This is a genomic window from Acetatifactor muris (assembly GCF_024623325.1).
Lineage (GTDB): Bacteria > Bacillota > Clostridia > Lachnospirales > Lachnospiraceae > Acetatifactor > Acetatifactor muris.
This window is the reverse complement of record NZ_JANJZD010000046.1, coordinates 1-20,909: the sequence shown is the minus strand read 5'-3', so window position 1 is coordinate 20,909 and position 20,909 is coordinate 1. Positions and strand designations below refer to the sequence as shown.

Sequence of the window (20,909 nt, the reverse complement as noted above, 5' to 3'; positions counted from 1 at the left end):
TCCTGTTTTCCTGTAGTATAGAAGGCTGCCTGTAGCGGCAGTCATAAAAGCCCTGATAAGAAAGGCGTGTCTTTTCTGAGCTTCTGGGTGGCACGGGAGATCCATGCGCCCACATGGGGAGGCGGCACATGGTACAGGTCAGCAATCTCGGAAACGCTCATGCCTTTCAGCTTCAGCTTCAGGGCCTCGATCCCAAGTTTTGTCACACCCTGGTATTTCTTTTCGGCGGATGCCAGAAGGTCAAGGGTTTCTATCATATTTATCTGGATATCAAAATCATCCACTAAAACATACGGTTCTCCGTTAGCCAACAGATTTCCTTGCTTGTCTACGGCAAAATAAGTAAAGTGGCTCTGTCTGGAGTGCATCTGTCTGCAGTAGGAGAACAGACCATTGCATACAATCCGTTTGGCATAAGTGGAAAACTGGGAGCGTTCAGGATTATAAGTAGTTGCAGCATAACACAGCCAGATACATCCTTCTTGATACAGATCCTCGTATTCAAAACCATAGATGTTTTTATGAACATGAATACTTTCGCTCATGACCCAGTTGACGATATATAAGTGGGTTTCCACTAACTTTTGTTGTTCACTGGTCAAGGGAATATTTTGTTTCATAAATGCTCACCTCTTTTCAGGCCGCCATGCCGCCGCCAGGCTTTACAGGTGGACGGCACAGGGAAATGACTTTCTCACACATCTGTTCTGAAAACATGCCGATATGGGCCTGGCTTTCATCAAGGCCCAGCTTTGCCTGGAGCCATACATAGGCGGCCCATTTGTTCATATGCCGTTCTTTCTGTAGTCGTTTTAAAGCCTGGTGCGCCAGGATGCGTTTTTGGCGCAGGCTGCGGTTTGCCATGGTTCCCATAGGTTTCCGGTCTTTTTTATGGGCGCTCACATAGGAGTCACAGGCAGGCCAGCGGGAGCAGACATACAGATAGCTCCCCCGGTCAATAGTATCCGCTCCGTAGACGGAACTGGCAGGCCGGCAGATGGCCGGGGCGCCGCAGTAAGGGCATTTTAAGTTATATTTCTTCATGTTTTTCATTGGTCACCTCCGTTCCTGCCATCCAGGGCAGCTTTGTTTGTCTCCCATATTTTAAAGGCAGCAGTATTGGTGGGAAGTCTGGCAGAGTTCCCATAGCGGGCAGTCCGTGGAAGATACGGTGTGCCACTCAATATACAGGCCATATACAGTCTCAAAGGTCTGCTTTCCCAGGACAGCCCGGCACTCTTCCGGTTCGATGGACTCCCCGGCTATCTGCTTGAAGATTTTGGCAGGCATAAGGATGGGGGAACCGTCCGCATCCACAGCCATCAGGAATCCTCCGCAGGGTGGAGACTGGCCATGAGGACAAACTGTATGCTCGCACTTGATAAATAATGCATTATGCCAGCATCCATGTACCGCTTTTAAAAAGGGATAAATATTACAATGTTGTTGATTCAATTTCTTTCACCTCTCTTATGCTCTTTTCTTAAACCTTGAATGGCCAACTTGAACTGGAAATTTCTAAAATTTTTATAAAATCCAATCATTTCTTTCAAAAGATTTCTATACAAATAAAAAAGGAGGGCCAGACGCATAATTCTGCGGTCTGACCCTAAAACTTTTATTCAGTTTTTTTAACCAAACAGCCCTTCAATCTCCCGTGTGATCCTGGGAATGACCGTATCATTGAAGATCAGGGTCAAGGCCGCCAGCAGCAGGGCACCCAGCACTACGGCAATGATGATCTTCACGGCATCCGAGATATAGAAATCCCCACGCTGGTTGGATACCGCCATCCGGGCACGGTTGATGAAATGGTTTGCTTTGTTGCAGATACAATTCGTGATTTTTCTCATGGAAAACCTCCTACTTCATATAATGTCTGGTTACAGGGAATCGCTGCTGCCTTTTAAGGCCGCCGGGCAGGTCTTCTCCGTCTGCTCTTTCTGCTCTGGGGCCTGGCCGGGTAAGGAGCGGGCTTCTGCCGGATCAGCCGGTGGAACCGCTGTTTTTCTGCCTCTGCCAGTGACGGCAGGGTATGTTTTCTGTGTTTGTTCATGGCAACTCCTGTCTGTATTCCGCCTGCCATGGCAGGACGGCGCTGTCTGTCGGACTGCTGCCGGATGTTAAGAAAAGCCGCTGGTGTACAAGCTGCTGCCTCCTTTTTCCGTAAAATGGCTCTGTGAAGAGCCTGTGTCAAAAAGGCTGTCCTGCCCTTATCCAAAGAAGGCGCCAAGGGAGCTTAACACTTCCGTGCAAAGGACAACCAGGTAAATGATCATGATACAGATCAGCATCATCATGGAGTAACGCTGGATCTTTTTGGGCCGCTTAGCTGCCTCTTTTTTCAGGTTGTTCTGTTCGATCTGGCGCATGTCAAAGCAGATCATCTTAAAATACATCCGCTGGTCATCCCCGCGCAGGACGCCCACCAGCCCCTGCACCACATCCGAGAGCATGGGGCTCCCGATACGGGTTTCAAAGCGGATGAGGGCATTTTCATAATTGCCGGTCTTCATGTCCGCAATGGTCTGGTCCAGCTCCGCCCCGAAGTCACGGCCGGCCACCCTGCGGTAAGAGGTGAGTATCTTTAATACATCCCGGTCATTCTCCAGGTTCTGCCCGATGGTCAGGGCAAAACGGGGGATTTCCGCCTCTATGAGCCTGCGCCGCTTTTTGACAAAATCAAAAGCTGCATAATAGGTGGAGAACCAAAGTGCCACGGCAGTCCCGATCAGGACCGGCACAAACAGCGGCATCAGGAACGCCATGGGGAGGGCGCTGAGCCCTACGGCCCCGGCAGTTACCCAGGCCCTGGCTGTGTATACCTCCGGTGTCAGTTCCAGCCCGGCGATGGTAAGGGCCGCCGGCAGCTTGTTCCGTTTCAGCCGGTCCAGGCGCAGGTAAGGGGCAAGCAGCTTTGCAATCTTTGTGAGATACACATCCAGGAGCTGTTCGTTTTTAGCGCCCTTTTGTTTTTTTGCCAGCATCATCATTTTGGATGTCCTGCTGGTAGGGATGTCCGCAAAGGCCGTGGACAGGTTATAGGTGGCAAAACCGAACAGGATAATGGCGATCAGTGTTAACAGGGTCATGTTCCGTCACCTCCGTATTCAATGGGTTTGCTCAGCTTCATGATCTGCGTGAAGGCGAACAGGATGATGGCTGCGCATATGGCCAGGGCGATCTTTCCCGGCGTGGTGTAGATCAGGGTATGGAACCAGTCCTTGTTGAGGAAGTACAGCAGGGGCACGTTGGCGATCACCAGGAACATCATGGTGATGGCTTCCCGTCTGGGCCCCTGCATCATGGCCTCCAGTTCCGACTGCACCACGCGCACATCGGAAAATTTCTGCACAATGGTGGGCAGCGTATTTTTCATGGAACGGTCTGACTGGCACTGGATCAGGATATTGGCCCACTCATGGAACACCCGGTTGGGTATCTTCATCTTTAATGAGTTGATGGCGCTGGTCATGTTGGCATTGATCAGCTCACTCTCATATACGAATGCCTCAAAGTTTGCCTTTATCGGCTCATTGATGTAAGGCAGGTTTTCCCTTACAGAGCGCAGCAGGTCCTCCGTTCGCAGGTAGGAAGTGGTGACGATGGAGATGGCAGTCTCCAGTTCCTCGTTCAGATGTTTCTTGTAGCTGGCCGCCGTGCTGCGCAGATACCATATGGGCACCAGGGAAAAGCCCAGGCCTAAAATGGGGACCAGGTACACGTTGCCTATCAGCAGCGCCAGCACCGCCCCTACCGCAAAAAGGATCAGGGTCAGCCGGGTGACTGCCTCATAACGGTCGGCCCGCCCGGTATCCTTTAAGATCTGCTTGATCTCATAGTCCTGGTTGAAAAATCCCCTGGCCGGCGTCCCCATGAGCACGTTCAGCTCATCCGACAGGGTGGCGGTCTTTCTCCCGGTGTTGAAGATAACGTCCGTGAAATCCCGCGGGCGCACCTGAAAGAGGGCCAGAAGGCCGGCGCTCAGCAGGGTAAAACAGATAAGATAGATCCAGTGCAATGCTCACACCTCCTTTCCTGGCGGCTGTTTTGCGGGGGCCCCTTTCCGGGGAGAGGCGCTGCCTAAAAATTCCTGAAGCTCCTTGTGGGAGATGCCGTTGTCCAGCAGCCGTTTTTCCAGTGTCCCGGACATGCCTTCCATCTTGCGGTGGCGGCCTACCACATGGGCGGCTCCGTGTTCATCGGTCACGTTGTCCACCACTTCATATTTATAGAGGGAACGGTACATCAGCTTCCCGTCCAGATAATCCTCCCCCTCGATGATCTCCATGATCTTCCGGGAGCGGTCCTCCAGCTGTTTGGTGAACACCACCACAGGGTATGCCTCCACCATGATCTGCATCAGGATGGAATCGTCCATGCTGTACTTCCGCTTGGCAAGGGTCATCATACGCCGGTAGGTGCTCTCGCAGGAGTTGGAGTGGATGGTGGTGCAGACCGTGTGGCCGGTACGGGAGCTTTCCGCCGCCGACAGGCTCTCTGCCGCTGACCGCATCTCGCCCACGCCGATCACGTCCGGGTGTTTCCGCAGCACACGCTCCAGGAGGAAGTCCTGGTTGATGTTCATGGACGGGTTTTCATGGGGCCTTGTGAGCAGGTGTACCACGGAATTTAAAATGTTCCCGTCTTCATCCCGTTTCACCAGGTCAAACTCCCGGCTGCCTTCCTCTATGGTGATGAGGCGGCGGTTATTGGGCACGTTGGATAAGAGCCATGCCATGATGGTGGTCTTCCCGGAACCGGTGGAGCCGGCAATGCACACGGAAACCCCGTAGCGGATGCAGGCGGTCAGGAAATGGAGCATCTCCGGCGTGGCGCTCCCGGAATCCAGGAGCTTTTCCTCGGACACCGTGTTCTGGTTGACGATACGGATGGAGGCATTGATCCCCACTTCCGAATCCACGATGGGCGTCTTATCCACAGAGATGCGGATGTTCTTGTCCAGGAAGCCGATGACCGAGGGCATGGTGTCGTCAATGACCATGCCGCAGGCGTTCAGCATACGCCGCACCACGTCAATGGCGTGCTGGGGGGAGGAAAACCGGTCCGGGATCTTGATGCTGCGCCCGCTGTTCATGATGACCTCGATATCGTTATAGGCGTTGATGTTCACCTCCTCCACACCGGGCTGGTAGATCCATTTCTTTAAGAAGGAGTAGCCGGCCATATCCTCATAAAGCCTGGCGCACAGCTTCTCGGTGGTAAACCCCTTGATGGTGTACTTGCGTTTCACCAGGTACTGCACCATCAGCTCTTTTAACACAGTGACAGCGCGTTCCGAATCATTTTCCCCGGCGCCGGCTATGGTAGAGGCGTGGTTTTCGGAAAAGTAGCGCTGCACGTCTTCCAGCACCTGCTCATAGGTCAGGGCGCTGTTCTCCGTGGGGGCAAAGAAAATATCATTTAAGTTATTCATCGCTGTCTGCCTCCCTGTATCCGTATTCGTATCCACCCTCTTCATCCGGTGCCTGTTCATATTCCTCCTCTGCGTACTCCCCGTCTTCGTATCCCGCTTCATAGGCATCCTCTTCCTGCCGCTCGGCAAGCTCCATCTGTTCCAGGGCTTCCAGGATCTTATTTAAGGAGGCGGTATATTTGGAGTTGCAGTATTTGATGGCCTGGAACATGCCCCCTTCGGTGGCGCAGCGGTCGATCTCCTTCCCGTAGGGCAGGAGGCCGTCAAAGCCGCCGATGATGTACCCCATCTCTTCAAAGGCGTGGAAAGGGCGTGCCATTCCCGCAAAGGTCATGTGCTCGTGGTAGTGGAAGCGCCCGTCCACCAGCAGGGGCTGGTGGGCTTTCAGGTAATTGATGCCTTTCAGGTCCGGGGTCACGATACGGAGCACCAGGTCGCCGGATTCGATGGCGGCAGGCGTGAACACATTGGTCATGGCGGAGCCGCAGTCCAGGATGACGTAATCCACCAGTTTCTTTGCCGAGGATATGAGCTGCAGGGCCATCTGGTAGTCCGTTTCCGGATAGCTTAACGGGTTCTCCCCGGCGCAGTATCCCATAAGGCCGATATAGGGGTAGTTCTTCAGAACCGTCACATGGCTGGCCACCTGGGATGTGTCGATCTCCACGCTGGTCAGGACCTGGCCGATGGAGACGGCCGTGGTGGTGATCTGCTCCGGGAGCCATACCGGGAGCATGGGGATGCCGGGCTCCCCGCTGATGATGATGGCCTTTCGTTTGTCACGGGTCAGCGCTTTGGCAAGGATGCAGCAGAACATGGATTTGCCGCTGCCGGGGCTGCCCCAGACCGTGATTGTTTTGGACATGGAAACCATTCCTCCTTTCTGCCTTTGGTCAGGTCTTGTTTTCTTCCTTGTTTCCGGTTTCTTCTGTAGACTCTTTTTCTTCCGAAGAGGCGGAGCCTTCCCCGGTTTCCCCTGTATCGTCCGATTCCGGATTTTCTGTTTCCCCTTCCCCGGCCAGTTCTTCTGTTTCTTCATCAGAAGGCTCCGGGAAGTAGATCTCCTGCAGGATCACATCCTGCTCTGCCAGAAGTTCCTCCGCCAGTTTTTCATTGTTCCGGGAGATCAGGGCTACATGGGCCACCCCGTCATTTTCCAGGGAAGTGATGACCCGTGCCTGTTCCGGGCTTGCAAGCACCGTGATGGTGGCGGACTGCTGTTTCTCTTCATCCTCCACCGGCTCCTTGGTGTTGTCCACGTTGACGCCTTTGGCATCCGTGACGGAAAGCACCCGGACAAAACGCAGCTCCGGGACTTCCACCGCCGCATCCAGGAAATGGTATACCCGGATGATGTCACCCGGCTGCAGCTTGTCGGACAGGCCGGAAGCCAGCGTTTTCACAGTCAGGGAGATGGCCACCTTCCCGGAGGGGATGCTGTTTAAGGCCACGTCCGAGGATACCGGGACGGTGCTGGTCTTGGAGGTCAGGATATAATCCCCCTGGGATAAGTCTGCCGTGGCATAGAGGCCTTTCACATCCTCAAGGGAGTGGGCGATATTGGGGGGAAGGTTGTAGCTTCCAACCTCTACGGTCTCCGTATTGTCTGCCGAGAGCTGTTCCCCTTTCAGCACGGGTTTTGTGACCCGGATGATCTCTGTCTTGCCGTTGGTCTGCTTCGCAATGGTGGGCAGGGCGACAAAGGCGATCACGGCTGCCAGCAGGATGCTGAGCAGGCCGAAGATAAAGCGGTTATTCAGTTTCATGGTTGATTTCACTCCTGTCGTTTAAAGTGTGGCATCTGTCTGTCAGGGATGGCAGATGCGGTCATTGGATTGCAGTTAAAGTGACGGCCAGGCTCCCGGCCATCAGGAACGGCACAAAGGGAAGGGAAAGCATCCCCTTTTTCCGTCCTGCTGCCAGGGAGATACAGGCCGCAAGGCCGGAGGCAATGAGCAGGACGGCCAGCATACGGGAGGGGCCATAGATAAAGCCCATGATCCCGGCCAGCTTGATATCCCCGCCCCCGATGCCGGCGCCCTCTTTTGAGCCCATTGCGGCAGCCAGTAAGATCAGAAATCCGGCTGCTGCCCCGGCAAGGGAACAGAGGGACCGGTACAGAAGCAGGGAGCCGGACCAGGACGGCCTGGTACGGATCAGGGGCGCCATAAGCGCAAAGGGGAGGAAGAGCAGGAGCGCCCGGTCGGGCACCCGTCTCTTTTTCAGGTCATATGCGGCAAATCCAGCGATGCACGCAGAGGCCAGCAGTTCATAAAGGAAAAGCGGGCTTCTATTCACGGTTGGTATACCAGTCGTCAAACACGCTCTGGTGGATGGTGATGTAGTCATCCAGATTGACCGAGAGCATCCCGTCCGGCGTCCATGCGTCCCATACCTGGGTATATACCACATAGCTTGTGCTGTCCGGGAACCATACGGGTGTGAAATGCACGGTGCGCCCGTAGGTGGAGAACTCGTTGGGCTGGAAGGTGAACCTTGCGCTGCGCCCGCTGGAGACGCGCTGCAGGAGCCGCAGGTAAGTCTTATACTGGAATTCCGGGAATACAGAAAAAACAGTCTGGGGGTTGCTGTGGTGCCCGTCCGGTGAGTTTGTGGACAGTACAGCCCGCACTTCCGTTTTCACGCCATATCCGCTCTTCATGTCCTTGCCGTTAGCTGTTGGTACAATATCGTCCGGCATTAAGGTCATGGTGCCGCTTAAAGAGGCGGAGTAACTGGTATAGTCATACTCCCAGTCGCCCCGGTCTACCCAGTGGCCGTCATCTTCCCCGTGGCTGCACCACTGCCAGTCAGGAACCCAGTAACAGCTCCATACACCCCAGTTTGCGCTGAGCTTCTGCGGATTGGAGGGGAGGGCCGGAACAGAATAGCCGGGATTTACATCTGTTGCCAGGGGATCGGGCGGTATCTTTTCATTCAGGTCCACGATCTTCGCCACGAAGGTATCTTGAGCTGTAAACCCTCTGCTTAACGATACCGTGATCGTGATGGTCTGGGGCGTGCTGGGCGTATGCCATTTCACCCATACCAGCTGGGAATCATTTGCCGGTATGACGATGTTCCGGACCGTGTAGCTCCTGCCCATGATATGGAAGGTGACCGTTGCCGGATTGTCCGGGGTCAGGCGCCCGCCTGTCCGCAGGCGGATGGCAGTGATCACATCCGTATCCACCCGGTATTCCACATCCGGGGCCTCGATCTCCCCGCCCGGTTCTTCGGTCTCCTCGAACCAGACAATGCCGACCCCAAGGGAGCTGATGATATCCCCGTTGGACTGTATCCCGCGTCTGCCTCCGGTCCAGGCAGGAAAGCCTAAGTCGCTGTACTCCAGAAACAGGGCAAGCGGGAGGTTCTGGAAGGCTACCGAGGGCAGCTTACTCCGCAGGGAACCACCGGAAAGCTGGTCATAGAGTGCGGCTTCCGTTGCCGTGAAAGCGTATTTTGTCCCATTGAAGGTCACATAGGCAATGGGCTCCAGCAGGATCTTATACTGTCCTGCCAGCATGTTTTCGTAGCTGACACCTGTGGCATCGGCTACCATCATGCAGGCGTATTCCGAACAGAAATAGCGCTTGATGGCTTCAATGGAAGCGGGCCGGCTGTTGCTGTTGATGATGGCCGGCATGGAATAGGCGGGCTGCAGGCAGTTATAGGGAACGCCGGACTGTAAGGAGAGAGAAGCCCCGTCCCGGTACTGGATCTTGTTCACTTTGCCAAAGTGGAGCATCGTGGAGGACTGGCTGCGGTTGGAGAAATCCACCGGCGTGCTCACGGCGGAGCCGGACTGGGCATCCACCACCGTCACCCGGACGCCATCGTTGCCGGGAGACCAGAAGTTGGTGGAGGTGCCCTGGTTCATGTTCCCGCCGCCGCCGTCAAGGTTGCCCTGCCCGGAAGCGAAAGCCTTTGCAGGACACAGGCAGAGCAGGAGGGCGGCGGCACAGAGGAGGGCATAAAAGCGTTTCAAACAATATCACACTCCAATCTTTTTAAAATGCAGAAAACCTGTCGCTGGTGTGTTTTCTGTGTGCTGGTGCATAAAAGAAAACCGCCTGAATGGCGGTTTTCCGGTTTCCATATTCAGTTGTGTATGTGGCTGCCAGTGACGGGCAGGGGGGACTCTTTCCGGTAATCCCTGTAGGACATATTTGGGGAATCTATCCTGGATGGATTGTCAGTTACCCATGTTCCCAACCATCTTGTTAGGATCTCCGCTGGAATCCACGGTGGTCTGGTTGACCTGTCCGGGGACAACCCATCCAAAAACGGGATCGTATACAGCTCCGTTTTCATTGGTGGTGCCGGCAGGAGGCGTACTGTCCTTTCCCGTATCTGTGGAAGAAGGGGCTGTTTCCGGGGCAGGGTTCACAGGATGGCTCTCACCGGGGTCCGTGATGACGGTCTTGCCCTCCGGGGGCGGAGGCGGCGTTTCCTCCTTTGTTTCTGTGGGAACAAAGTCAACTACAACTTCCTGATCCGATTCCTCTGCCACCTTTGGGTAATCTTCCAGTTTTTCTTCCGTACTGCTCTGGCTGGGAATCCCGCTGTCTGCATGCTCCCAGGAACTCCCCGCAGTATCCGGGGTATCCGTCCATTCCTCCTGGACGGCGTCCGGCGATGGCTCGTCCGGCAGAAAGGCGGTTTTTGTGTCCCGCCCCACAAACCAGCAGACGGCGAGGATGGCGATGCAGGAAATGGAAAGGGCAGTGACAAGAAAGCCTTTGGATTTCAAAAATTTCTTCATGTAGCAGTCATCTCCTTTTTTCCTTTATATATAACCTATACGCTTTTAGGTCAGGGCTTTTCAACAGATGATCAGAAATTTTTACTTTCCGCCCTGCGGTGTCCGATAAAACGCAAGGCCAGAAAACCGGCAAAAGCCGTGATAAGGGTAGTGAGGATGAATTTTTTGGATGTAAACAGTTTCTTCATAAGAGGTAAGCTCCTTTCATAGTTAACTGCTGCCTGTTGTCCGGCAGACTAAAATTTCGTGTTGTGGTAACCGGTCAGCTCCACGGGCCGGGTGATGGCGGGGTAGGAGTGGCCGAACATGTAGACATAGAACTCCACGCTGCAGGTGAAGACGTATTCCACCCGGTCGCCTGTTACATGGAACGCAAGACGGATATCCCTTACCCGGTAGTCATCCGTGGAAAGGGGGATCTTGCTGGCGAGCCCGTCTGTCACCATGTCCTCCAGCATGGCGGTATAGTCCCCGCTGGAATAGAGGGTATTTAAGTATTCGCTGAAGTTGGTCTCCCTCTGGGAACGGTAGGTATCCGCATAGATGCTGGCGCTTAAATTGTTCAGCTCCATCTTTGCGCCATTACGGATGTTGATGCAGGTGATACGGATGGAGGCATACAGCAGCAGGAAGGAGACCAGCATCACGATCCCTACTACAAAAAAACAGGTAAAGATAGAAATATCCCCACGGTCATTCCGGAGGGGATTCCTGCCTGCATTGCCTTTCATACGCTGGCACGGATTCTTCATACGCCACCTCACTTCCAGTAATGCTCACTGACGCCTGCGCCCCTGGAGACAACCGTGATGTTCACCAGGTTGAAGTTCCAGAAGCCTCCCAGTTTTGCCCTGCCCGTGATGGTGATGTAGAAGGGGGTGCCAAGCTGGATGGCCCGGCTCATGCCGGACGGGGTAGGCGACTTATAGGAGGCGTCAATGGAGTAGGAGATGTTCTCGGCCCCTTCGATCTGGGAACAGAGGAAGTGAAAAAGCTGGTCTGTCTCTCCGTTAATGCCTCCTGAGAGCTGGATCTGTTTCACCATCTGGTCTGCACAGTGGTCCAGCTCCTGCTTGGTGGAGATGATGCTGAACAGGTCCAGGATGAATGCCATCAGGAGCACCGCGATAAAGATAAATACCACCGTACTGAAATAGTTTACATCTCCATTCTCGCTTTTCAGTATGGCCGCCGGGTTCCTGCCGGGCCTGCCCTTGTGGGGGGATGCCCTGCCGGCTGTTTTGGACATTGTGCTGGGAATTGTTTCCAACAATAGTAAAACCACCGCCTTTCTGACGAAAACAGCCGTCTCCCGGAATGGAAAACGGCTGCTTTACATATTTTTGACTGTACCAAGTATAGCATGGATGCCTTTACGGGGAAAGAGCAGAACCGTGCCAATGTTGTGCCGATGATGTGCCAATTTGAAGATGCTAATGATTGTTGCCGCTGTTGTCAGCAGGAAAGCAAATTGTAATTTTCTTATTTTTATGGTAAGATGGGAAATAAGAAAGACTGTGTTGCAAATAGGATAGACAAAAATGGAAACAATAGGATAGAGGTGTCTGCATAGAATGGATCAGGAAGTAAAAACTATATCATCTGATGCTGAAAAGAGGCCGGAACAGGTGGCAAAATATACCGCAAAGGACAGCGTGTTCACTTCACTCTTCCGGGAGCCGAAATATCTTCTGCAGCTATATCAGGCGCTGCATCCGGAAGACCATGAGGCAACGGAAGACAGCATCAAAAATGTGACGATCACAAATGTACTGCTGGACCAGTATTATAATGATGTGGGTTTTCAGATTGGGGAAAAGATCGTCATTCTGGTAGAGCAGCAATCGAGCTGGAGCATCAATATCGTGGTACGCTGTCTGTTATATCTTGCCCAGACTTATCAGGAGTATTTTGAGAGCACAAAACAGAATGTATATGGGAGCAAAAAACTGGAGCTTCCAAAGCCGGAGATGTACGTCATATTCACTGGAAGTAGGAAGACGAAGCCGGAATATCTGTATCTGTCAAAAGAGTTTTTTGACGGGGATGACAGTGTGCTTGATGTTAAGGTCAAAATGATCTATGATGGAAAAGAGGGAGATATCATAAATCAGTATGTGACCTTTACAAAGATATATAATGAACAGGTGAAGCTGCATGGAAGGACCAGAGAAGCGGTTCTGGAAACGATTCGTATCTGCAAGGATCAGAATGTACTGAGCGAGTATCTGTCAGGGCGTGAAAAGGAGGTTGTGGATATTATGATGACATTGTTTAATGAGGAATATATTTTAAAGACTTATGTGGAAAGTAGGGAAAAGGAAGCATCTGAGAAAACAAAAATTGGAACAGCACAGAAATTGTACAAAAAAGGAAATTCCATAGAGGATATTGCAGATACTCTTGATGTTTCTGTGAAAGAAGTGGAGCAATGGATTGGACTTGTTGGTGTCTAAAATATTATGCAGACTTTGAAGAAAAGCTGATAAAGTAAAAATATTTAAGGGTTAAATGTGGAACTTCTAAATTTTATGGATTGTTCCACATTTTTGTTGAATAGGACAAAAAGTTAAATTATCAATATGAACAATCAAATGACTAAAAGACAGCATTATGTACCTCAATTTTATTTGAACAATTACAAAGATATATAATGAACAGGTGAAACTGCATGGAAGGACCAGAGAAGCGGTTCTGGAAACGATTCGTATCTGCAAGGATCAGAATGTACTGAGCGAGTATCTGTCAGGGCGTGAAAAGGAGGTTGTGGATATTATGATGACATTGTTTAATGAGGAATATATTTTAAAGACTTATGTGGAAAGTAGGGAAAAGGAAGCATTCGAAAAAGCCAAAATAGGAACAGCTCAAAGACTGCATGAAATGGGGATTTCTCTACAGGATATTGCAAAGGCATGTCAGGTCACTGTAGAGACCGTAGAACAGTGGCTTGGATTTGCCAAGGTTTAACAGAATTGTGACTATTTGATTATAAAAATCTGAAACCGCCTATAAAATGTGGTTTTGGATTTTTTGACTTTTAATATGATAGTTTTTGTCAGAGAGTGATTAACCACAAATTATATTATTGGTATAATGACAAATTCGTGAATTGGTGTTATAGTAATTACAGTTAAGAAAAAAGCGGACCGAATGAGTCCAGAAAGGAAAAGATCATGGCAACAGTTAATTTCGCTGCGAAGGCTTTCGCATATTATCTGCATAGCGAACATTATGAGGCACTGTTCAGTAAAGAAAAAGAACAGAGTCTGGTTAAGATGCGCTCATGTAAGGTAAGGAAAAGGCGAAAAACTGTGTGATACCTGGACGGCAGATTTTGTACGGATGCCTGACAGGAATAGAACATGGATTTATGTACCGCTTATCTTGTATGAGAAAATCTTTACAAGATTGGCGGTATTTTTTATGCTCCATTAGCTCAGATGGGAGAGCACTCGACTTTTAATCGAGTGGCCATGGGTCCGAGGTCTACACTTCGTTCCGGTCCGTGCTGGACGTGGTCCACTGGACCACAGCACCCCATATGGAGTATGACCGCCTGGGTATTGAATTTTGATAACAGGAGGTGAAAGACATGGTGAATCTGCCAACCATAGATATGACAGGAACAGGACAGAATATCAACAGACTGCGGAAGCAGGCAGGATTGTCCGTAAAGGATTTGCAGGATATTTTTGGTTTTGCCACACCGCAGGCCATATACAAGTGGCAGCAGGGCGTAGCTCTGCCAACCATAGATAATCTGGTAGTGTTAGCTGCAGTTCTTCAGGTACGCCTGGATGATATTCTGGTCATAGATGCAGCGACTCAGATGCAGATTGGCGCATGAATAGAAAAGAAAAAGAATGATTGATTAGCAGGCTGAAAATGCCTGCAGTAAGGTCCCCTGGTCTAAAGGTCAGGACACCGGCCTTTCAAGCCGGAGGTATTGGGTTCAAGTCCCATGGGGATCATTATGGCTCCTTAGTCTAAAGGTCAGGACGCCGGCCTCTCAAGCCGGAGATGATGGGTTCGAGTCCCGCAGGAGCTACTGTGGCTATAGGACAATTGTAGTCCGGCAGATTGTGGCTCTGCTTATGGGGGTTCGATTCCCCCTGGTCACCCCATGGATGGGTATGCCTAGTGGCGAGGGCAGCGGACTGTAAATCCGTCACAAAGAAACACCGCAGGTTCGAGTCCTGCCCCATCCACTTTCCGTTTGCGTGTCCGAGAGGTCTATGGTGCCTCTCCGTTCCACTTCGGTCGTCGCAAAGCGGATGTCCCCCGGATAGCCGCCGAAAAGCCCCTACCCAAACATAAGAAAAGCAGGAAGTCCATTTTGGGATTTCCTGCTTGGTGGTGCTACTGTGAAAGTAGTAGTTATTTAGTTATTGTTTTCTCACGAATTAAGACGGTATAAAAAGTTCATCAACAGTAACACACAATTCTTTTGCAAGGCTAAACGCTAATGCTAATGTAGGGTCATACTTGTTGTTTTCGATTGCATTTACAGTCTGTCTGGAAACACCGCATTTTCTCACTAATTCCTCTTGAGATAGCCCTAACTCTTTTCGTCTGTTTCTGATGGTATTTTCCATATCAACCACCATGCCTTTTTTTATAAAACATAAGGGCTACAAAATAAACAATGGCGGCAACCTCCAGTTGAATAAAAGGGTTTTGTGACATGGGCTGTGCTCTTACAAAATTTTCAATAACGTCTAAAATGTTTGCGCCCACCATTGCAAGCAAAGTAAAAGAACTTGCTTTCCATACAATAACTTGATTGCGTTCATCGCCCGGTTTTAAGAGTGATACCAACATGAATATATCCAATGAGGTAAACACAAATAAAACAATTCCTAAAAAAATTCCTGCACCTACTGGCATAATACCTTACTCCTTTCAATATTAAATCGGCTTTGAAATGTCAAATACTTTTGACATTTTTATAATATCAAGTCAGAGAAGAAATGTCAAGAGTTTTTGACATTTTAATTTGATAAGAGTAGATGCAATGCCCGTTATCCTTGTAAAATTCCCCCCGTTCCCGTCTGCGTCGCCCTCACGGGCTGTATGGGCGGTTTGGGCGGTGGGTGGCGTGTTATCCTGTGCCTCCGTTTGCCAGGGCTTAGCAGCATGGCGGTCATCCGATAAAAACCGGAATTCGATTGAATGGCTCATAGCAGCTGTTTGCAATATCAAAAAGAGAACCTTGCTGGTTTTCAGATATGGAAGCTGAAAATCGGCAAGGTTTTTTATACTCATCTGCTTTTTCTGATTTTCTCATGGGGTGTCACTGACTGTCTGTGGGGTAAGCTATGGAGAGGAACAATTTGTTTTTTAAAACAAAATTGTCCTTCTCTAACAGATTCGTACCCGTTCCTTTATACCTGCATTTTGTCAATTAAAGCAAAGATGACCTCCTGCTGGTCTTTATTTAGCCTTGCCCAGCGTTCCAGCAGTTTTCTTTGATCTTCTGTCAGGGAAACCAGTGCATCTCCTTCAGATAATAATTGAGAGAGTGTGATTCCAAAAGCCAGACAGATTTTCTTTAAAGAAGGAATGGTTGGGACCATATTTTTCCGATACCAGGAGGAGATGGTGGATTGGGGAAGGCCGGAATGCTCCGCAAGCTGATATTCTGTCCATCCTCTTTCCTGTCTGTATGCAGTTATGGTCGCAAGAATATCTTCCAAATGAATTCACTCCTTTGCTTTTATATATCGTAAATTATACTTTGATAAATCGTTGCAATTTAATCATTTGAATCATATAATTTTAACGATTATTACAATTAAAGAGGGTGGTTATACTATTTCATATGATCAATCAGGGAAAAAATAAGTGCCTGCTGCTCGCTGCTCAATCCTGCCCAACGTTTCAGCAGCTCCTGTTGGGATTCTGTCAGCAGAACAGGCTCATCACCATAGGAAAACAGCTGGGAAAGTGTAATGTCAAATGCGGTACAGATTTTTTCCAGGGAAGGTATGGTTGGAACCACATTTTTACAGTACCAGGAGGATATCGTAGTCTGGGGCAGACCGGAACGCTCTGCAAGCTGGTATTCTGTCCAGCCTCTTTCTTCCCTGTATGCTGTTATAGTAGAAAGCACAGTTTTCATTATATCCGCCTCATTACTTTTGTATTTCGTAAATTATACTTTGATAAATCGTTGTATTTTAATCATTTATATCGTATAATTTATACGATAAATACAACTATATAGAAATGTGGCAATCGCAGTGATTTGACTGCCAGTTTATAAAAAGCAAGAGGGGGTTATATGTATGCTGAAAAAGAAAACCATGGGGATTTTAGCCTGTTTGACAGTGATCTGTACAGCAACAGCAGGAGTATTGATATACAGGAACCCAAATAAAAAAAGCACACTTGAAGAGGACATTTTAAAAGTAGAAGATGCATTAGGCGACCAGTATAAAAAGCAGTCGGTAACTACGCTTGCCGCCACACTTACATATGGGGATGAGGATGCTGACACTAAAATTTATTATCATATATTAAAAACTGATTATTATGAACAAGATGCTTCTGAAATAACAGGACTCAATACAGTTGCTTTTGGTGTTTTATTTCCGGTGCAATTTATGGACAGCTGTGAAGAAATGAAAATCCAGGAATGGCCGGCGGCGCTCTATAAAAAAGGGGAACTGGCGTATCTTTGTTGGACTTATTCCCCCGAAGTCAGTTATGTTTTGGAATATGAGCCTGCGGAAATTCAGGATTCAGAGATTATCAAAATGGCGGAAAGTGCAAAGGAGAGGGATTAGCAGGGAGTATCTGTAATGATATAAAATCAGAAGCATATGGAGCTGCAACAATCAGAGTTCCAGCTCCATATGTTTTATACTATGTCTATGGATATATCACAGATTCTGCCGGATGATCCGGGTAATGATCCCCACAGCCACGCCCCGTTCTTCATCAATCCGGGTGACGGCAAAGCTCACATCATCCTTCTTGCCGGGAGTCCGGTAGTCGTAGCAGGAGTGGGCCACAGCGTTCACTCCGTTAGACAGGCGGATATAGACCACGCCCTTATGTACATCCGTGACCTTGCCGGCATACTTGCTCTGGATGCGGCATTTTTTCAGGTTGTCATGGCTGGTGTTTTGGGACACGCTCTTGATGTCCGCTTTGATACCCATATCTTCCAGGCTGTCACGGCGCACGTTCAGGATGCGTACAAGCACCTGGTCTCCCACGGAAAAGCGTTCGTGGGCATCCCCGATCCATTCCCAGGCCAGGTCACGGGCCATGATGGAACATTCCACACCGAACACCTCTACCCGGATGACCTTCTCTGCCACGGCGATCACACGGGCTTGGGCAATGCGGCCTTCGTAAATGCGGTACATGCCTGCTGCATCTGTATCCAGATAGAAGGTCTGCCGTTTCCGGAGCATGGCTTCCTTCCGGCTGGCGACCACGCTGCGGGTTTTGGAATCAATCCCTTTTACGATGAAGTCAATCTCTGCGCTCAGCATATTGCCGAGGATCTTGTTCTGGCGCAGCATGAACTCCGCATATTCCTGTCCGGAAGGGCTGCGGCCCACGTTGATCATCATCTCTTTTAAGGGGATCACAATCCGGAAGCCTTTATAGTCTACAATGGTGATGGTCTTTCCATTGTCCGTCTGTTCGATCCCGCCAAGCTGCCCGGTAAGGATGCGCCGGGTACGGTAAGCATTGTGGATCTCATGCCAGATGGCATCGTCACGGGATTCTTCCGTTTCCACTTCCCCACGTACCTCCAGTGTCAGTACAGGGGCATCTTCTTTTCTGCCTCTGGCAGCGGTACGGCGGGAAGAGGATGCAGCAGGGGGAGACGCGGTTCCGGCTGTGTCTTCAGCGGAGGGTAAAGGCGTATCTTCCGGCCCGGTTCCAGCGGGTTCCGTTTCTTCCTGCGGAATGGTGCCATCCGTCTCATCCGCCAGCCCGTTTTTATAGACAGCAGCAGACAGGGGATCGGGCACGTTGTCAGGTACAGCTTCCATGCTCTCCGGCATCTCTGCTTCTGGCCGCTGCGTTTCCCCGTCAGTTTCTGTAGAGGGTTCTTCTTTTTTCCTGCGGGTGGTGCGTCTGGTCTTTGCAGCGGCACTGTTTGGTTCAGGAGGGGCTGCCGATTCCGGCTGTGCTTCACCGGGGGTATCGCTTTCTTCAGAGGCACCATGCACAGTGCCGGCGCCATCGGGATTTTCCGGTGTTTCCCCGAAGATCTCTTCCTCTGTCAGTTCCGGGAGCTCCCCATCTGTCCTGTCCGGGTCGGCAGCCGGTTCCTGGTCCATGCTGCCAAGCAGTTCATTTAAGTCCATGCCGTCCCCGTCAGTTTCAGGAGGAGTGCCGCCTCCCTCTCCGTGGAAAGCCCCGGCTTCTGTGTCCGTTCCGTCCAAAGAATTGTTTTCTTCCATAGAAGGGTTTTCCAGTTCCATAAGTTCTTTTTTTCTTGCCATGTGTTTACCTCCATAGTGTTGTTATTCTATTTCACAGTCTCCAAAACGGACCGTTCCATAGCAGTTTCGTTTCAGGACATGATGGAATCTTTGTCCGCAGATACGATCCCGGCGGGCGTGCCGGAAGGGGCAGATTTTTTTGACCCGGATGCCGGAGGGGAAGGCGCTTTCTGCTGTGCGTCAGAGGCTGGTGCTTTCACCGTTCCTTTTGCTGCAGGCTTTGCCCCTGTTTTTGTGGCAGGCTTTACGGCTGCTTTTGATGTCTGCTTTGCATCCGTCTTTTGTGGTGCCGGCTTTACCGCTGGTTCCGGTGTGGCAGCAGCTTCCATCTCCAGGCGCCTCCACTCCGGGATGTGGGCGGATGCCTTGCAGGAGCGCAGCAGGGGATATTCCGGATGTTTGGAATAATCCATCTTGTCCACCTTCAGGGTCTTCTTGCCACGGATGATGACCAGCGCCTCGTCAATGGGCAGGCGCAGCACTTCATCCGGCGTAAGCACGGGGCGTTTCCCCACGCCGCTGGTCTCCCGGTATTCCGGCGTATAGTTTGAGATCCGCCAGGTGCCTAACTGTTTGGACTTGCTGGAGACCGCCACGCTTGCGAGGCCGGTACGGGAGGAGACAAATTCCGCCGTCAGGGGATCGGTACACCCTAAAAAGAGCTGGACGTCACAATTCCCTAAGATCTCCTGCCACAGGTTTAAGGGATACCGGTTCTGCAGCCCGGCAAGGTTCTGGAACACGCAGGACATGGAGATGTTCCGGGACCGGATCACACTCAGGCGCCGGGAAAGGTCCGGTATGGTGCCGCAGGCGGTCAGTTCCTCCCCTAAGACATGGACGGGCACGGGGAGCCGGCCGCCCTCGCAGTTCTTGTCCGCATACCGCACCAGCTTGATGAACACAAAGGACAGGAACAGGGAGGCCAGGAAGTCAAAGGTGCTGTCCTGGTCGCTGGTCACAAGGAAGTAGGCGCAGGGCTTCTGGCCCAGTAATTCCAGGTCGATCTCATCCCGCGCAGTGATCTTCTTGATCAGTTCAGCCTGGAATACCTGCAGGCGGCTCCCCAGGCCGATGATGACGCCGCTGCGCACGGAATCGGATGCCTGCTTGAACAGGCTGTAAGGTGCCTTGGCCGGATGGTTGATGGGCAGCACTTCAAACAGGCTGTTCAGTGCAGTCTCCGAATTTAAAGTGATGAGCTGGTACACCTGGCCCATGTTCCGGTTCTCCGGGGGATAGCCCTTGTCCACATACAGCACCAGAGCTTTTAACAGGTTCATTTCAGCGGAATCCCAGAAATGGTCTCCCTTGCCGCCGCCCGTGGTGTTTTTGATGATGACGTCCACAAAAAGCTGTGCCATCAGTTCCTGGCCTTCCACTTCACAAAGGCAGTTCCAGGAATCCGAGTTCTCCGGATTGACCAGATTGAACACACGGACCGTGTAGCCCTTGTCACGCAGGTACTCGCTGGACTTTTCGTACAGTTCCGATTTCGGGTCGCAGATGACCAGGGATTCCCCGCGGGATACCCCCTGTAAAATACGGTTCATGCAGAAGGAGCGTGTCTTCATGGAGCCGCTGGCGCCGTAGACTGCCAGGTTGCTGTTGAGCCGTGTCTTCTCCGGCACGCAGACTGCCTTCCGCTCCAGCATGCCCAGGACGATCCCCTGATACCGGCGCAGGTCGGCCACCAGTTCCAGGACGCCGGACATCTCCTTACGGCTCATCCAGCCGGACGTGCCGTAAGTGCCTTTGGCGGAATAGGTGAAGTTCCGGTCCCCGTCATATTCCCCGGTGTCGCTGTACCCGATCCGCATGACGAAAAGGAGCAGCACCGCCAAAAGCCCGATACAGATAAAAATGCCGTAGATCCCGTATGGCGGGCGGACTGCTGCGTGCAGACAGACGGAGAAGGAAGGAGTGGGAGGCAGGGGAGAAGTGCCATCCCCAGGGTAGCCGCCCCCCTGTTTCCAGAGGGCGTAGTTGCCGATGAACTGCCCCAGGTAGCCGCCTGCATACAGGACGGCAAGGATAGCGATGGGGGCAGTGACCAGCCCTTTCAGTATTTTTTTCTTGTCTATGGGAAAAACCTCCTTTCAAATTTTATAACTTCTCGGAATCTTCAGCCCTTATTTCATGGTGCTTTCAGAACCTATTTTTCAAAAATCACCCACTTTTTTCTCTAAAACACTTGACAAACCAGTCAAAAAATGCGGCGCTTCGCGCCCCT

The 20,909-nt window shown here is 51.2% G+C and carries 26 protein-coding genes and 4 tRNA genes; 8 read left to right on the top strand and 22 right to left on the bottom strand.

Annotated features, from left to right (window positions below):
- Positions 1-41: 41 nt before the first annotated feature.
- From NSB25_RS25710 to NSB25_RS25640, 15 genes are all read right to left on the bottom strand, one after another.
- Positions 42-620, bottom strand: a complete 579-nt coding sequence (locus tag NSB25_RS25710) for a sigma-70 family RNA polymerase sigma factor (RefSeq protein WP_103242145.1) — start codon at positions 618-620, stop codon at positions 42-44.
- 16 nt (positions 621-636) lie between these two features.
- Positions 637-1,053, bottom strand: a complete 417-nt coding sequence (locus tag NSB25_RS25705; protein WP_103242144.1) for a zinc-finger-containing protein — start codon at positions 1,051-1,053, stop codon at positions 637-639.
- Positions 1,054-1,104: 51 nt separating this feature from the next.
- Positions 1,105-1,323 carry a hypothetical protein gene (locus NSB25_RS25700; RefSeq protein WP_242982608.1) on the bottom strand — a complete coding sequence of 73 codons (219 nt, stop codon included), beginning with the start codon at positions 1,321-1,323 and terminating at the stop codon, positions 1,105-1,107.
- A gap of 308 nt (positions 1,324-1,631) precedes the next feature.
- Entirely contained in the window at positions 1,632-1,853 is a 222-nt protein-coding gene (locus NSB25_RS25695) for a DUF6133 family protein (RefSeq protein WP_103242142.1), read from the bottom strand.
- A 53-nt stretch (positions 1,854-1,906) separates the two neighbouring features.
- Complete coding sequence (locus tag NSB25_RS25690; protein WP_172455279.1) at positions 1,907-2,056, bottom strand: hypothetical protein; 150 nt, start codon at positions 2,054-2,056, stop codon at positions 1,907-1,909.
- Positions 2,057-2,213: 157 nt separating this feature from the next.
- A complete protein-coding gene (locus NSB25_RS25685; protein ID WP_103242140.1) occupies positions 2,214-3,092 on the bottom strand; it encodes a hypothetical protein in 879 nt (292 codons plus the stop codon).
- On the bottom strand, positions 3,089-4,021 hold the full coding sequence (locus NSB25_RS25680; protein WP_103242139.1) for a type II secretion system F family protein: 933 nt from the start codon (positions 4,019-4,021) through the stop codon (positions 3,089-3,091). The genes NSB25_RS25685 and NSB25_RS25680 overlap by 4 nt, the downstream gene beginning before the upstream one ends.
- A 3-nt stretch (positions 4,022-4,024) precedes the next feature.
- Entirely contained in the window at positions 4,025-5,437 is a 1,413-nt protein-coding gene (locus NSB25_RS25675) for a CpaF/VirB11 family protein (RefSeq protein WP_103242157.1), read from the bottom strand.
- Complete coding sequence (locus NSB25_RS25670; RefSeq protein ID WP_103242138.1) at positions 5,430-6,302, bottom strand: hypothetical protein; 873 nt, start codon at positions 6,300-6,302, stop codon at positions 5,430-5,432. Before NSB25_RS25670 ends, NSB25_RS25675 begins: the two co-directional genes overlap by 8 nt.
- A gap of 28 nt (positions 6,303-6,330) precedes the next feature.
- Entirely contained in the window at positions 6,331-7,203 is an 873-nt protein-coding gene (gene cpaB / locus NSB25_RS25665) for a Flp pilus assembly protein CpaB (protein WP_103242137.1), read from the bottom strand.
- Positions 7,204-7,264: 61 nt separating this feature from the next.
- Entirely contained in the window at positions 7,265-7,735 is a 471-nt protein-coding gene (locus NSB25_RS25660; RefSeq protein WP_242982607.1) for a prepilin peptidase, read from the bottom strand.
- A complete protein-coding gene (locus tag NSB25_RS25655; protein ID WP_103242135.1) occupies positions 7,728-9,425 on the bottom strand; it encodes a DUF8193 domain-containing protein in 1,698 nt (565 codons plus the stop codon). The genes NSB25_RS25660 and NSB25_RS25655 overlap by 8 nt, the downstream gene beginning before the upstream one ends.
- Before the next feature lie 207 nt (positions 9,426-9,632).
- The gene (locus NSB25_RS25650; RefSeq protein ID WP_103242134.1) at positions 9,633-10,202 is read right to left on the bottom strand and encodes a DUF6550 family protein; all 570 of its coding nucleotides are present in this window, start codon (positions 10,200-10,202) and stop codon (positions 9,633-9,635) included.
- Positions 10,203-10,438: 236 nt separating this feature from the next.
- On the bottom strand, positions 10,439-10,954 hold the full coding sequence (locus tag NSB25_RS25645; RefSeq protein WP_172455278.1) for a hypothetical protein: 516 nt from the start codon (positions 10,952-10,954) through the stop codon (positions 10,439-10,441).
- Between the two features lie 8 nt (positions 10,955-10,962).
- A complete protein-coding gene (locus NSB25_RS25640) occupies positions 10,963-11,475 on the bottom strand; it encodes a DUF4320 family protein (protein ID WP_242982606.1) in 513 nt (170 codons plus the stop codon).
- A gap of 355 nt (positions 11,476-11,830) precedes the next feature.
- Between NSB25_RS25640 and NSB25_RS25635 the strand changes: the two genes are divergently transcribed.
- The 7 genes from NSB25_RS25635 (at position 11,831) to NSB25_RS25605 (ending at position 14,413) form a co-directional block, all read left to right on the top strand.
- Positions 11,831-12,658, top strand: a complete 828-nt coding sequence (locus NSB25_RS25635) for a hypothetical protein (RefSeq protein WP_257479331.1) — start codon at positions 11,831-11,833, stop codon at positions 12,656-12,658.
- Between the two features lie 319 nt (positions 12,659-12,977).
- Positions 12,978-13,172 carry a helix-turn-helix domain-containing protein gene (locus NSB25_RS25630; protein ID WP_146040184.1) on the top strand — a complete coding sequence of 65 codons (195 nt, stop codon included), beginning with the start codon at positions 12,978-12,980 and terminating at the stop codon, positions 13,170-13,172.
- 625 nt (positions 13,173-13,797) lie between these two features.
- The gene (locus NSB25_RS25625) at positions 13,798-14,052 is read left to right on the top strand and encodes a helix-turn-helix domain-containing protein (protein WP_103242131.1); all 255 of its coding nucleotides are present in this window, start codon (positions 13,798-13,800) and stop codon (positions 14,050-14,052) included.
- Between the two features lie 51 nt (positions 14,053-14,103).
- Positions 14,104-14,176 (top strand) — tRNA-Glu (locus tag NSB25_RS25620).
- Between the two features lie 4 nt (positions 14,177-14,180).
- Positions 14,181-14,253: transfer RNA gene (locus NSB25_RS25615), tRNA-Glu, on the top strand.
- 2 nt (positions 14,254-14,255) lie between these two features.
- Positions 14,256-14,329, top strand: a tRNA-His gene (locus NSB25_RS25610).
- A 1-nt stretch (position 14,330) separates the two neighbouring features.
- A tRNA-Tyr gene (locus NSB25_RS25605) sits at positions 14,331-14,413 on the top strand.
- A gap of 195 nt (positions 14,414-14,608) precedes the next feature.
- Here the strand turns inward: NSB25_RS25605 and NSB25_RS25600 are convergent.
- From NSB25_RS25600 to NSB25_RS25580, 5 genes are all read right to left on the bottom strand, one after another.
- Positions 14,609-14,800 (bottom strand): helix-turn-helix transcriptional regulator, encoded by a 192-nt coding sequence (locus NSB25_RS25600; RefSeq protein ID WP_172455277.1) that lies wholly within the window; start codon positions 14,798-14,800, stop codon positions 14,609-14,611.
- Position 14,801: 1 nt separating this feature from the next.
- The gene (locus NSB25_RS25595; RefSeq protein ID WP_103242129.1) at positions 14,802-15,092 is read right to left on the bottom strand and encodes a hypothetical protein; all 291 of its coding nucleotides are present in this window, start codon (positions 15,090-15,092) and stop codon (positions 14,802-14,804) included.
- A gap of 72 nt (positions 15,093-15,164) precedes the next feature.
- Positions 15,165-15,470, bottom strand: coding sequence for a hypothetical protein (locus tag NSB25_RS25590; RefSeq protein ID WP_103242128.1), 306 nt, complete (start codon positions 15,468-15,470; stop codon positions 15,165-15,167).
- 119 nt (positions 15,471-15,589) lie between these two features.
- A complete protein-coding gene (locus NSB25_RS25585) occupies positions 15,590-15,901 on the bottom strand; it encodes a helix-turn-helix domain-containing protein (RefSeq protein WP_103242127.1) in 312 nt (103 codons plus the stop codon).
- Between the two features lie 116 nt (positions 15,902-16,017).
- The gene (locus NSB25_RS25580) at positions 16,018-16,326 is read right to left on the bottom strand and encodes a helix-turn-helix domain-containing protein (protein ID WP_103242126.1); all 309 of its coding nucleotides are present in this window, start codon (positions 16,324-16,326) and stop codon (positions 16,018-16,020) included.
- 166 nt (positions 16,327-16,492) lie between these two features.
- On the opposite strand from NSB25_RS25580, the gene NSB25_RS25575 reads away from it, so the two are divergent.
- Entirely contained in the window at positions 16,493-16,993 is a 501-nt protein-coding gene (locus NSB25_RS25575) for a DUF4367 domain-containing protein (protein ID WP_103242125.1), read from the top strand.
- Positions 16,994-17,089: 96 nt separating this feature from the next.
- Here the strand turns inward: NSB25_RS25575 and NSB25_RS25570 are convergent, their stop codons facing one another.
- Positions 17,090-18,676, bottom strand: a complete 1,587-nt coding sequence (locus NSB25_RS25570; protein ID WP_103242124.1) for a S1 RNA-binding domain-containing protein — start codon at positions 18,674-18,676, stop codon at positions 17,090-17,092.
- Positions 18,677-18,747: 71 nt separating this feature from the next.
- Positions 18,748-20,745: a VirD4-like conjugal transfer protein, CD1115 family gene (locus NSB25_RS25565; RefSeq protein WP_416385580.1), complete on the bottom strand. Its 1,998-nt coding sequence runs from the start codon at positions 20,743-20,745 to the stop codon at positions 18,748-18,750.
- Positions 20,746-20,909 lie beyond the last annotated feature (164 nt).